This window comes from Eubacteriales bacterium mix99 (genome assembly GCA_038396605.1).
Lineage (GTDB): Bacteria > Bacillota > Clostridia > Caldicoprobacterales > DTU083 > UBA4874.
In genome coordinates, this window is record CP121690.1 from 1021105 (window position 1) to 1034448 (window position 13344).

General features: G+C 46.0%; 13 protein-coding genes. 6 read left to right on the plus strand and 7 right to left on the minus strand.

What is annotated here, in order from left to right; all coding sequences use genetic code 11:
* The first annotated feature begins 1 nt into the window (after position 1).
* The 3 genes from mnmG to noc all read left to right on the plus strand — a co-directional run bounded on the left by mnmG (position 2) and on the right by noc (position 3669).
* Complete coding sequence (gene mnmG / locus QBE55_04210) at positions 2-1897, plus strand: tRNA uridine-5-carboxymethylaminomethyl(34) synthesis enzyme MnmG (GenBank protein WZL79369.1); 1896 nt, start codon at positions 2-4, stop codon at positions 1895-1897.
* Positions 1887-2606 (plus strand): 16S rRNA (guanine(527)-N(7))-methyltransferase RsmG, encoded by a 720-nt coding sequence (gene rsmG, locus QBE55_04215; GenBank protein WZL79370.1) that lies wholly within the window; start codon positions 1887-1889, stop codon positions 2604-2606. The genes mnmG and rsmG overlap by 11 nt, the downstream gene beginning before the upstream one ends.
* Before the next feature lie 238 nt (positions 2607-2844).
* The gene (gene noc / locus QBE55_04220) at positions 2845-3669 is read left to right on the plus strand and encodes a nucleoid occlusion protein (GenBank protein ID WZL79862.1); all 825 of its coding nucleotides are present in this window, start codon (positions 2845-2847) and stop codon (positions 3667-3669) included.
* Positions 3670-3691: 22 nt separating this feature from the next.
* Here noc and QBE55_04225 read toward each other — a convergent pair whose 3' ends face one another.
* The gene (locus tag QBE55_04225; protein WZL79371.1) at positions 3692-3958 is read right to left on the minus strand and encodes a TMEM165/GDT1 family protein; all 267 of its coding nucleotides are present in this window, start codon (positions 3956-3958) and stop codon (positions 3692-3694) included.
* Positions 3959-4088: 130 nt separating this feature from the next.
* Between QBE55_04225 and QBE55_04230 the strand changes: the two genes are divergently transcribed.
* Positions 4089-4880, plus strand: coding sequence for an AAA family ATPase (locus tag QBE55_04230; GenBank protein ID WZL79372.1), 792 nt, complete (start codon positions 4089-4091; stop codon positions 4878-4880).
* Entirely contained in the window at positions 4871-5752 is an 882-nt protein-coding gene (locus tag QBE55_04235; protein ID WZL79373.1) for a ParB/RepB/Spo0J family partition protein, read from the plus strand. The genes QBE55_04230 and QBE55_04235 overlap by 10 nt, the downstream gene beginning before the upstream one ends.
* Positions 5753-5838: 86 nt before the next feature.
* On the opposite strand, the gene QBE55_04240 is transcribed toward QBE55_04235, so the two are convergent.
* Positions 5839-6540: a CvpA family protein gene (locus QBE55_04240; protein WZL79374.1), complete on the minus strand. Its 702-nt coding sequence runs from the start codon at positions 6538-6540 to the stop codon at positions 5839-5841.
* The gene (locus QBE55_04245) at positions 6537-7676 is read right to left on the minus strand and encodes a hypothetical protein (protein ID WZL79375.1); all 1140 of its coding nucleotides are present in this window, start codon (positions 7674-7676) and stop codon (positions 6537-6539) included. The genes QBE55_04240 and QBE55_04245 overlap by 4 nt, the downstream gene beginning before the upstream one ends.
* A gap of 249 nt (positions 7677-7925) precedes the next feature.
* Between QBE55_04245 and yyaC the strand changes: the two genes are divergently transcribed.
* The gene (yyaC, locus tag QBE55_04250) at positions 7926-8561 is read left to right on the plus strand and encodes a spore protease YyaC (protein ID WZL79376.1); all 636 of its coding nucleotides are present in this window, start codon (positions 7926-7928) and stop codon (positions 8559-8561) included.
* On the opposite strand, the gene QBE55_04255 is transcribed toward yyaC, so the two are convergent.
* The 4 genes from QBE55_04255 to helD all read right to left on the minus strand — a co-directional run bounded on the left by QBE55_04255 (position 8552) and on the right by helD (position 13319).
* A complete protein-coding gene (locus tag QBE55_04255) occupies positions 8552-8848 on the minus strand; it encodes a YkuS family protein (protein ID WZL79377.1) in 297 nt (98 codons plus the stop codon). The genes yyaC and QBE55_04255 overlap by 10 nt on opposite strands.
* A 60-nt stretch (positions 8849-8908) precedes the next feature.
* Entirely contained in the window at positions 8909-9415 is a 507-nt protein-coding gene (locus tag QBE55_04260) for a DUF4446 family protein (protein WZL79378.1), read from the minus strand.
* A 149-nt stretch (positions 9416-9564) separates the two neighbouring features.
* Positions 9565-10899: a hypothetical protein gene (locus QBE55_04265; protein WZL79379.1), complete on the minus strand. Its 1335-nt coding sequence runs from the start codon at positions 10897-10899 to the stop codon at positions 9565-9567.
* A gap of 146 nt (positions 10900-11045) precedes the next feature.
* A complete protein-coding gene (helD, locus tag QBE55_04270) occupies positions 11046-13319 on the minus strand; it encodes an RNA polymerase recycling motor HelD (protein WZL79380.1) in 2274 nt (757 codons plus the stop codon).
* Positions 13320-13344: the final 25 nt, after the last annotated feature.

Genomic DNA, 13344 nt, shown 5'->3' on the forward strand with positions numbered 1-13344 from the left:
AATGGATTTTATTGCCGGGAAATATGACATTATTGTAATCGGAGCGGGGCATGCCGGATGTGAAGCCGCCCTGGCATCCGCCAGAATGGGGCAGGGAACCCTGGTCCTTGCCCTGAATCTGGATGCTGTGGCTTTGATGGCCTGCAACCCTTCCATTGGAGGATCCTCCAAAGGTCATCTGGTACGGGAAGTTGATGCCCTGGGCGGAGAAATGGGCCGGAACATTGACAAAACCGCCATTCAGGTTCGTATGCTGAATACCGGGAAAGGTCCTGCCGTACATTCTCTGCGGGCACAGGCGGATAAAAAGCGCTATCAGGAAGAAATGAAATGGACTCTGGAGTGCCAGGAGAATCTGACCCTGCGTCAGGGGGAAGTGGAATCCATACGGACGAAAAACGGAAGGATATCCGGGGTCCGGCTGACTACCGGAGAAGTTTATCTTTGCCGGGCAGTTGTACTTGCATCGGGTGTTTATTTGAAGAGTCGGGTCATCATCGGGGAATTTTCGGCGAAAAGCGGGCCAAATGGGTTGTTCCCCGCCAATCAGCTGTCGGAATCCCTGAAGGACCTGGGATTTGCCCTGCAGAGGTTTAAGACAGGGACCCCGGCAAGGGTCAACCGAAGATCCCTGGATTTTACCAGGATGAAAATGCAGCCAGGAGATCCGACAGCGGAGCCTTTTTCGTTTCAGGATGACTGCAGAATGCGGGATCAGACTCCCTGCTGGCTGACCTGTACCAATGAGCATACCCATGAGATCATACGGGAGAATCTGTACCGTTCTCCCCTGTATTCCGGGAAAATCAAAGGGATTGGACCAAGATACTGTCCTTCGATAGAAGACAAAGTCGTCCGGTTCAGGGATAAGAAAAGTCATCAGATCTTTATTGAACCGGAAGGGCTTCACACCAATGAAATGTATATCCAGGGTATGTCCTCCAGCCTGCCGGTGGATGTGCAGACAGCTGTCTATCATACCGTGCCGGGCATGGAACATGCGGAAATCATGCGGCCTGCCTATGCCATTGAATATGACTGCATTGACCCGACCCAGCTGAAGCTGTCACTGGAATCCAGAGAGATCGGAGGTATGTTTTTTGCCGGCCAGATCAATGGAAGCTCCGGCTACGAAGAAGCGGCGGCACAGGGAATTCTGGCCGGCATCAATGCCGTTCAGTATATCAGGGGGGACGGGCCATTGATTCTGGATCGCTCGGATGCCTATATCGGGGTATTGGTGGATGATCTGGTGACGAAGGGGACAAAAGAGCCCTATCGTATGATGACATCCCGGGCGGAATACCGTTTGCTGCTGAGACAGGACAATGCGGATATGCGGCTGACGGAAAAGGGCTATCGGATCGGATTGGCGGATGAGCAAAGATATCAAAGGACCATGAAAAAAGAAGAATCCATCCTCCGGGCGACAGAAAGGCTGAAACATACCGTGCTGCCTCCATCTGAAAGAAATGAGGCCTGGCTGAAGGAAAAGGGATCGTCTCCCATACAAAGCGGCATACCCCTCTATAACCTTCTGAAACGTCCTGAGCTGCATTATTCGGACATCGCCGGTCTGGAGGACCGGAAGGCCGGGAAAGTCCCTGCAGAGGTCGGGAAACAGGTTGAGATACAGGTAAAGTATCAGGGCTATATTCAAAAGCAGGAAAGGCAGGTGGAACAGTTTCGAAAGATGGAACGGAACGGAATTCCGGATCATATGGATTATCGTCTGATCTCCGGGCTGCGTTTGGAAGCCAGGCAGAAACTGCAGGCGCAGCAGCCGGTCAATATCGGACAGGCGTCCCGGATTTCAGGGGTATCGCCTGCAGATGTCTCGGTGCTGATGATTTATCTGGAAAAAACAAGACGGGAGCGGAAAGACAGTGAAAGATGACAGGAGTTTGCTGGCGGACGGATGTGCGAAAATGGGATTGAATTTGAAGGATACGCAGGTGAGGTGTTTTGAAACGTATCTTTCCCTGCTGCTGGAATGGAACCAGAAAATGAATCTGACAGCCATAGATACTCCGCAGGAAGTCATTGCGGAGCATTTTCTGGATTCCATTTCCGTACTGAAGGTATGTACTCCAAAGAAGGGTGCTCAGGTGCTGGACGTAGGATCCGGCGCGGGCTTTCCTGGAATCCCGATGCGGATTATGAGGCCGGACATTCATTTGACCATGGTGGATGCGGTTCTGAAGAAGACCTTGTTTTTGGCGGAAGCCCGGAAGCAGTTGGGGTTGGATGAATGCCGTATTTTGCATGCCAGGGCAGAGGATCTGGGAAAAACGCGGCTTCACCGCGAGAAGTATGATGTTGTTGTGTCCAGGGCTGTAGCTCCCATGAGGGTATTGGCCGAATATTGCCTTCCCTTTGTCCGGGTGGGAGGATGTTTTGTGGCCCATAAGGGTCCTGCTGCTCCGGAGGAGATCCGGAGTGCAGAGCAGGCAATCAAAATATTGGGTGGTCAGGTAAAGAAAACGGAAAAAACGGAAATTGTGGGTTCAGGGAGGACCCATATATTGGTTGTCATTGGGAAAACAGCGAAAACACCGTCAAAGTATCCCCGCTCTGCCGGAAAGCCCAAAAAGTCTCCATTGTAAAAGCAGGAATCCTTCCTTTTATTGATAAAGCACAAAAATTGCAAATGATTTGACAAAATGAAACGAATAACAACGAAATATCAAGAAATATAGAGGAAACAGGCGGATATGGAACCTAAACTGATCAAATAAAAATAAATCACAGAATAAGGAGGAAAATGAATGATTACATAGAATATACATAATAACTGGAGGGAATGCTATGTTGAAACGGTTTCATGTTTTAAATGATAATTCTATGCCGGCAGAGGTTCATTCGTTTTCCAGGGAAGTGGAGTTGATACCGATTCATATGATTAAGCCGAATCCCTATCAGCCAAGAAAAAGTTTCACAGCACAGGGGCTGGAGGAACTGGCGCAATCCATAAGGGAGTACGGAGTGATTCAGCCCATCACCGTAAGAAAAACCGGACAGGATGGATATGAACTGATTGCAGGGGAACGGCGGCTTCGCGCGGGGAAAATGGCCGGATTGACCCATATCCCTTCCATACTTGTCGATACCTATGAAGAAGACTCCGCAATTATGGCCATGATTGAGAACCTGCAGAGAGAGAATCTCCATTTTCTGGAGGAAGCAAAAGGCTACGAAAGCCTCATTCAGGATCATGGATTTACGCAGGAAGAATTGGCTTCCAAGTTGGGAAAGAATCAATCCACAATCGCAAATAAACTTCGCATCCTGCGCTTAAGTGAAGAAGTAAAGGAAATACTGATCAAGGAAAATCTGACAGAGCGTCATGCCAGGGCTCTCCTGAAGCTTCCGGACGATCAGCTTCAGATAAAAGCAGTCCGGCAAGTCGTGGCGGCCAAACTGAATGTCAGGGATACGGAAAGGCTCATTGATCAATATATTGAGAAAATACGGGATCATCAAAGAAATAATATAATCCGGTCCAGGAAAAACAGGAACTCCTTATCGGGAAAAAAGGATTTGAGAATCTTCACCAATACCATTCACAATGCCATACGTTTAATGGAGAAGTATGGGCTGTCCGTAAAATATCATCAGGTTGAAAAAGAGGATCGCATTGAAATCACTATAAGCATACCAAAAAGTTGAGCAGTATCCCTTTCGGATGTCGTCATACTTTTCCACTGATCAGCAAGATACCAATAACGAGAAAAGCCAGCCCAGATGCTGTTTGGATGATATTTTGCGGTATAAACTTTATAAGAAGTCCCCCTGCAAATACACCAATCAGGGAAGATGCAGCGAGAGCAAGAGCAGAGCCAATAAAGACCATCCAAATGGATTTGGTTTTGGCAGCCATCAACATGGTTGCCATTTGTGTTTTATCCCCCAGTTCAGCAAGGAACACCAAACAAAAGGTTGTCAGTAATGTTTTCATGAAAACCCCCGAGTCTCTCATTTGATATCTTATTTATATTATAATGTTTGAAAAAGTATGCCTTCACTCTTTTCAGAAATATCATAATCAACTATAATAGAGATAACAACGAAAAAAGAGGTGCAAATTCATGTCTAAAGTAATAGCGGTTGCCAACCAGAAAGGCGGTGTTGGCAAGACGACGACGAATGTAAATTTAAGTGCCTGTCTGGCCGTTCTCGGGAAAAAAGTGCTGACCATTGATATTGATCCACAGGGAAATACAACAAGTGGATTGGGGATAGATAAAAACCATGCGAAGTATTCCATTTATGATATTATTGTCAATGGAGTGGATGCCAGGGATACGATTCTACATACTTCTGTCAAGAACCTGGATATCATCGTATCAAAGATCCAACTGGCCGGAGCCGAGATTGAATTGGTGCCAATGATGGCACGGGAAACGATTTTGAAAAAAGCATTGACAGATATTAAGGAGGATTATGAATATATCCTGATTGACTGTCCTCCCTCTCTTGGCCTGATTACCATAAATGCCCTCACGGCTGCGGATAAACTGCTGGTACCCATACAATGCGAATACTATGCCCTGGAAGGACTGACGCAGTTAATGAGCACCTATGAGCTGGTAAAAAAGAATCTGAATCCGAATTTGGAAATTGAGGGAGTCGTACTGACCATGTTTGATGCAAGAACCAATCTTTCCATTCAGGTAGTGGATGAAGTAAAGAAACACTTTAGGAATAAAGTCTATACGACGATTATTCCGAGAAATGTACGGCTGGGAGAAGCACCAAGCCATGGGGTTCCTGTGATCCTGTACGATCCAAAATGCATTGGAGCAGAAGCCTATACGGATCTGGCAAAGGAAATGATCTCGAATGAAGAGGAAGAGGAGGGCGAAGAATTATGGCGATGAAAAAAGGTCTGGGGAGAGGACTGGATGCCCTATTTGAAAGTTATAAGGAAGAAACGGAGAATGCGGATGAAGCGTTAAGTGAACAGGAAAAAAAGCAGATACAGGAAATCCGGATTAATGATATTGATCCCAATCCCAATCAACCACGCAGGCAGTTTGATGAAGAAGGGATTCAGGAACTGGCGGAGTCTATCCGAAGCCATGGAGTGGTGCAACCCATTATTGTGAAAAAGAGTGGATTCCGATATCAGATCGTAGCCGGCGAGAGACGCTGGAGGGCAGCCAGGGAAGCTGGGTCGATTACCATACCTGCGATGGTAATGAATTTGACGGAGGAAAAAGTCATTGAAATTGGCCTGATTGAAAATTTACAGAGAGAGGATCTCAACCCAATCGAAGAAGCACAGGGAATTCAACAATTGGTGGACAGGATGGATCTTACCCAGGAGGAAGCAGCGAAGCGCCTGGGAAGAAGTCGGCCTGCCGTTGCAAACGCATTGCGTCTGCTGCATCTTTCTGAAAGAATACAGAGGTATTTGTCCGATAAAAGAATTACGACCGGCCACGCAAGGGCATTGCTTTCCATTGAAGACAAAAAGCTGCGCGAACAAGTTGCAGGGATGATTATAGAGAAAGGCTTAAATGTACGGGATACTGAAAAAATCATTCAGAATTTAGATAAGAAGAAGAAAGCAAGAAAGAATGCCAGGGAGAAGCCAAGCTATATTATGGAGATTGAAAATGGATTGGAAGAATCTCTTGGCACAAAAGTACAGATCCGGCCCGGCACAAAGAAAGGAATTATAGAAATTGAATATTACAGTAATGAGGATCTGGAACGGATTATCAACAGAGTATCCTATCAGCAATAAAAGCAAAAAAATGTTTCACGTGAAACATCGAACTATCCTGCAGGATACTTTGAACAGCAATTGTTTCACGTGAAACATTCCAATATTTATAGGCTTCCACGAATCAGGTTTGTAAAAATATTGGTGTTATAAAAAAACTTTGCAAACAGGGATCCATCCAGAAATTCATTGATCACATCGGCAGGAGCAATGGTCATTAGAATAGGAACAAGGGCAAAGAACATATAGATTACAAAGATCCCGCGGATCAGGCCAAAGCCCATGCCGGCTACTCCATCAAGCTGCTTGAGAACAGGCAGATTCCTTATTGTTTTAAACGCATCGATCACAATGTTTAAAATCAGTTTTGTTATCAGGAACAGCAAAAGAAAACTGACAATATGGATCACAATGGTTGCCATAGTCGTATCAAAGAATTCTCCAAGTGATTTTGTTCCATTTGCTGATTGAAAAATATTGGATTTCAGGATTCTGAAAAAGGGATTGGGCAAAGCGGTTTTCTCCATGACATGAGAAAGCTGGTCCTTTGAAAAGGAGCCGATCTTTGCCATCTTGTTTTCCACATTTCCAATCCTGGAAGAGCCGTCCACATAGAATGCAGTAGTGCTCAGCAACCTTGGAAAACGGCTGACAATGAACTTGGACAGCATGGGATAAAAAATCGCGGCAATCATCCAGGACAAAAAGAAAGATGCTGCATGCAGCGCAGACAGGATAAACCCATTGTATGCGCCGTTCAGCATACAGACAGCCATAATAAAGAGTATTGCAATGTCCAAAATATTCATTTTTTGTTTTCCTCCTGTTTTTTAGGGATATACATCTGCAAGGTATTACTTTTTGTACGAACATACAGACGCTCTGACCGGTAAGGATTGATCTCAATGGCATTCACCGGCTCTTTCAAATTTTGCTTTTTTCGGATTTCCCCTCTCCTGCTAAGAGACACCAGTGTCTTTTCATATTCCAATCCAAGATAGCCATTCTGATAAGGTTGTAAGTTGGATAAATATTTTGGAAAATTCTTAACGGAATACTCTCCGCTGTTATTTACCATAAGGCAATTTCCCTTTTCCCTTTCAATATCTGTACTATTCGGAAAATACAACAAAAGGCCATCCTTTCCATGGACTGCATCAAATTTCCCATCATAATTGTTTTTTATGGACCATTTCCGCTTCCCATTTACGTTGTAACATAATATATTCCTGTTTCCCATCAGGACGATCGTGTTCCCGAGACGGTATATATTATATATAAACTGATCTTCCAGGGAAAGAACGCCGAACAGTTCATTCCGGTTTATAAAATGAAAGATCCGGGAAACGGGTACCGGAGTATCCATACTCATGGTCAGCAGGGAAAGATCCTTACTGCCGTCATCGCCTGTCGGGCTGTCGGCAGAGAGATACTTTGCATCTCCCATGCCATCCAGGGGAAGCAGGGAATCCTCCCCTTCTGCCAAGATCAAAGGCTCTACGACGGATTCCTTATTTTTCACCAGAAGCAGGAGAAAATCATGATACTCTTTGATATCCCAAATGGAAAGGTCCTTATTTTCATAGACCTTTGTAAACGGTACGGTCTGCGTATTATAGATTCGATTCCCTGGCGTAACGATATAATGTTTTGAATGGGCGACAATGGAAATCTTCTCACCTTCTGCAGAGATATCCTCCTGTTCAAGGGGAGGTTTCTGTTCCGCTCCATCCCAACTGTAAAAGCGGGAAGGAGAACCGCAGAGGATCATGCCGTCCTTATAAAAATGCAGGGATTCTTCCTGGGAAAAGGCAATCGGCTTCCCGGAAGAAGCAGGGATCAAATCGGGATGTAACATTTGACGAATATGGGGCATATAAAAATAAGATGTGACAAGGACTGCCACGATCAAAAAAATCAGGATGACGTTCCATCTTCGGTGCATTCTACTTCTCCTTTCAACTCACTTTAAATATTATTCGTTATAAATCAACAAAATCCTGCATTTCATACAAATAACACAAGCTTCACACCCAAAGAAAACAGGGAGGCATCCCATGAAACCGGTATAAGTGGACGATTTTTGAACATAAGATAGGATGGAAGGAGAAAGAAACCAGGTGGCTACATGATTCCGGATGAGAAAGGACAGAATAAACGAAAGTCCGTCCATTAAAGTCAATGGGAGGTTTGTATGGAGAATGTTCGTGATGAAATATCAGTCGGCGTGAGAGATCCCCATGCATTAACCCGATTCAGCAGAGGATTTGAAAGAATCTTCCGAAGTTGCTATTCAAGGAAGTTCGGAGATATTGTAATCGTCTGTATCGGAACGGATCGTTCCACCGGGGATTGTCTGGGACCTTTGGTAGGACATAAACTTCAGCTGATTCAATACAGCATGGTGTCCGTATGTGGAACCCTGGAACATCCTGTTCATGCAAAAAACCTGGAGGGAGAGATCCATAGCATTGAGCAGAATCATAAACATCCTTTTTTGATAGGGATCGATGCCTGTCTGGGGAAACCGGAACGCATTGGTCAGATCACAATAGGCAAGGGTCCGCTGCGTCCAGGAGCAGGAGTCAGTAAGGAGCTGCCGGAGATCGGGCATATGCATATCACAGGGGTTGTCAACATGAGCGGCTTTATGGAATATCTGACTCTGCAAAATACCCGGCTGAATCTGGTCATGCGGATGGCGGATATCATAAGCAATGGGATACATTTTAATATTTGGAAATATATAGATGACAAGGGAGACAGGCATTCTTTTTTACCCGATAAGATATCGGACCATGGGACCACTGAGAAGCAGGATCAGAAATAGCCGGGAGGAAACAGCGGACTGTACACCCTGTTTTCAATCATGGTGATAATTTCCTCCGGTGTTTTATTCTCTGCGGGAATCATCAGAATATTGGAAGCAGAAGAAGCTGAAAGCTCTTCCATGTTCCGGAAGGAAGGAAAGGTTTTCTGACTCAGAGGATTCTGCTCCCGATAGATATAGCAGGTTGCAGTGTCGCTTTCCTCATCTTCATATATGGTATGATATCCATGTTGTTCCAGTATGGTTTTCAATTCTTCCATTCCCCGCTCCAGAACGATAGTTTGCATAAAAAAACACCTCCGTTGCTTATTTTATTATTGTTACGGGAAGGTGTTCCTTTTATGCATTTATGTAGAAGATGATTGAAAGGCTCTGTCGATCGCTTCTTTTTCTTCATTGGAAAGGTCATAGGTGGATAGTCCTTTCTGGATTGGCTTGGCAAATATAGCCGAGGAGTTTCTGCTGTAAAGGCCTGTCAATACGATACCATTTCCCTTTTCATCCAGCAGTGCTACGGAAAAGCTTTGATTCCCGCCCATCTGTTCAAAGGCGTTGTAGCGAACGATGCCAACCCGCTGCAGGCATTGGCTCATTCTGCTGTTCATGGAGGGAATGGAAAGCTCCAGCTCCCGGATGCTCGAAAACCGGTTCTCCAGCCTGTCCATATGCTGATTCAGCATGGCTTCCAGATTCTTATTGTTGCTGCCTCTCATGAGCCGTTTATATTTTCGAAGTATTTTGCTGGTCCGGAAATAGTTGGCCAGAGCAATCAAAAAGGAAATCAGGGATAAAATGGCTATGCCGAAGACAATTTCTGTTGTGTAATGACTGATAAATGTAATGATACTATCCATAGAGCCTCCTCGTAAGATATCTTCCAGCACCGAATGGACATTGGCATCTGCTGAGACGGAACCAATTTCTCTCCGTTTTGTCTTTGTTCATCCGGACAAAATGATGTTCTTTAAAAAATAGAAACGTTTTCTGCCCTGATCTGTTGAATTTATCGGAAGATATAGCCTTTTCTCCTTCGTCTTTTCTTCCTTATAATATGGATAATCAACAGGAGAAGGATCAGCAAAACGGCCAGGAAGATCAATTCCACAGGAATGTCCACTCCACCCACGGATACGGACTTTATCAGCGTTTCCCCGTTCCTGTCAGCGGATGCCGGTTCCTTCTTCGGCGGAGTCGCCTTTGCGGTGGGGCTTGGTTTCCCGGCAGGGGCAGACAGGGTGGAAAGCTCCTCCTTTATCCATTTCTGGAACAGTGCATTGTCCGCAACAAGATTTTTGGATTGGTTCAGATATTTGGAGAGTTCCGCATTGTCCGCCAAGGAATCCTTTTTATACTGGTACTGATCAAATATCATCCGTCCCTTCATGGTGCTTTCCAGTTCTCCGAAAAGAGGCTGTTCTTTCAGTTGATCGTAGATTGCTGACATTTGATCTTCCTGATACAATCCCTGACAGGACAATGCCTTTATAAAAAGAAGCTCATTTTTTAAAGGCGTGTCACCCTGCGCATTCAGATATTCATCAATGCTGTGGATAGTCTCTTCATAGGACTGATTGAGAAAGGCCTTTCCAATGGACTGAATGGCGGAACCGCCGGAACCCTGTGTCAGTATGTATTCTGCTGCTGCCTGTTCCACAGGGAGGAAAGTGAAGCGGATCAACTCCGGAACTTCAGAATTCCGGTATCGCCAGGTCAAGCGTCCCCTTCCGTCATATTCCTGAGGGAGTGGATCGGGAGTAAAGGCACAGGGAGCCTGCACATCCGGATCCTCCATATTCACGACGACCTCAACATTCTGAGCCGTGCCGTTCCAGGATTTCAGATATTCCAGCGGGATTCCTATGCTTGTGGTGCCATTTCCCTCTTTTTGATTCTCTGTGGAATAGGACAGGCGGATCACTCTGTGTTCGTTTGGAGACAGACTGATCTTCCATGTGTACCAATGGTCCGGAATGTCCCGTGCAAAAGCTTCTTCTGATTTTGTACGGTCCCTTCGCCGGACGGTTTTTGGATGCTCTCCGGCCATGGTGACTTCCAGATCGGATATTGTTGTGGTGTTCTGGTCTATGGAAGAAGGCATGCCCATGGTGAATTTTGCTTCCCTATCCGGGCTTGTGTTCTGAAGGACCAGAGCGGCATTGATTTTTGTAACGTCGGAATCTACTTTCAGATAAGCTTTATAGGAAACCACCTGCACGCTTTCATTTTTATGTAGTACGACGGAGGAGGATTCCCTGGACAGGGAAGACGGCATGGCTCCTGCTGCAACTGGTATGGCCAGTATCATTAAAACACATAGCAGTGATATGCTTCTTTTCATGATTGGTTCCTGCCTTTCAGATAAAATAGCTTATGATAAAGTACATTCCTATACGTTATCAGTTTAGCATACTCTATAAAAAAGGACAAGAAAATACAAATTACAAAAGCAGGAAATTTATATGCCACAGGGAAGGAAGGGTAGATTCAGGGCAAATCGTTCAGGAGTGGTGACAATTTTCCAATGAAGTAAATATACAATCTGTGCAAAGGGCGTGTCATGGCAACGTACAGTACTTTGGTATGCAGTTCGTCTTCCGGATAACAATTTTCCGAAGCGTTGGACAGGAGAACGGCATCGAATTCCAGCCCTTTTGCCAGATAAACGGGAAGCAGGACTGCTCCTCCGGGATATTCCCCTTCCCTGCCTGTTATCAACCGAATATCCGGAATCCGATTTCGGATCCGCTTGCCAAGCTCTCTGCATTCCTCTTCCGTTTTGCAAAGGACTGCAATGGTCTTCAGGCCGTTTTCCCGACAATCCCTTATATTTTTTGCCATTTTATCAGATAACTCCGCAAGATCGCATACCTGTTGGATTTCAGGCGGTTGTCCGTGACGGATTACCGGTTCGGCAGGCGGCAAATCATAGGGCAGTCTGCGAGCTGCTGCATTGGCGGCATTCATAATTTCCACGGTGGTACGGTAGCTCTTCTTCAGGGTCAGGTAACGGCATTTGCCCTGGAATACCTCTTCCATCACCGTATTCCAGTCTGTTATGCCCCGATAGGAATGAATTCCCTGGCATAGATCCCCCAATATGGTCATGGACCCGCCATGCATCATCCTTTTCAGCAGATATAGCTGAAATACGCTGAGATCCTGTGCCTCATCCACGACAATGTGCCTGATGGGCGTTTTTCGGTCCAGGCCGTCTGTTTCCAGCTTCAGATAGAGCAGGGGTGCCAGGTCTTCCATTTCCGGCTTTCCCTGATGGATATGGTCCAGTGTTCTTTCCCTGATATATCGTATCTGTTCCGGATCAATATAAGGCCCGGACAGCTGTTCAAAGGCGCCGCTCAAAAAGAAATCCCTGTAATATTCCAGGGGGGTTCTTTTCCTGATCTGCCTGAGATACCCCTTCACGGCCGATTTGGATGCCCTGCGGATCTGGCCGAGGTACGCATCCTTTTTCTCAATGGTCTGAATGATCCGCTGTCTTCTGTCGCTTTCTTTCACGGGAGACTGCTTCAGCGCGTAAACCTTTTGATCACAGATTTTCTGTACCCGTTCGGTCATTTGCTTCTCCGCATTTTTTACTTTGTGCTGCAGGGTATGCCGGATTCTTCCCATGCGTTTCCGAAAGGGGAGATCGTTATATTCCTCCTGGAACAGGCTCTGGATCTCTTCCCGCGTCATGACCGTATCGGACTCCAGCCTGAAGTCCTCCTCCGGGAGATAAGTTTGCTCAAGCTGATGAAGATAAGCTTCCAGGATCCTTTTCCAGTCCATGGACGACTTAAAAAGAGAACATTTTATCATTTGTTCGGATTCGGCGGCAGGTACGCGGGGATCGGTCAGGAAGGCCAGCTTTTCGTTGGGATCCTGCATCTTCCATCTGCAGTGGAGACAGTTCAGGGCAAGGTCCGGGAATGTGGTCTGCCTTACATTTTCTGCTCCCAACTCCGGCAGGACTTCTGATATGTAGTTCAGAAACAGCTTGTTGGGTGCAAGGATCAGAAAGTTTTCCGGCCGGATGGTCTTTTTATAGGTATAAATAAGGTAGGAAATCCGATGAAGGGCTATGGTGGTTTTCCCGCTGCCGGCAGCCCCCTGCACGATAAGCGGATTCCACATATCCGCACGGATCACCCGGTTTTGTTCTGCCTGAATGGTGGAGACAATATCTTTCAGGCGATTGTCGGCATTGGCTCCGAGGTAGGACTGCAGAAACGCATCGTTTGTGGTGATATCGATATCCTGAATATCCAGCAGTTCCCCCTTTTCAACGGAGAATTGCCGTTTCAGGCGGAGATCACCGCGGATCGTTCCTTCCGGGCAATGATATTCCGCTTTTCCCAGCCTCTCTTCATAATACAAATTGGCGACGGGAGCACGCCAGTCCACAATAATGACCTCCTGATCCTCTTCCCGGATCAGGGAAGTCTTGCCGATATAGACTTTTTCCAAATGGCCGGTACCGTCTTCGCAGAAATCGATACGGGCAAAATAGGGCTTTTTCCGGGAAGAGGCAAGATTCTTCAGCCGTTGTCCCATTCGGTCCTGAAACATGGTGTTGATCATCATTGTGATATAGTTTTCACTGTCTGCGGAATCAAAGTGCATCATTGTTTTTTGAATGGTTTGATCCACCTCTGCCTTTTTGCCCATCTGAGACAGGATGGTCTGATTGATATCCTGAATGGTATGATCCAGTCTGTTTTGCTCCTGATGGTAATCCGGATGTTTTTTTGCATCCATTGATCCACCTCCTTTCGATGCGCGT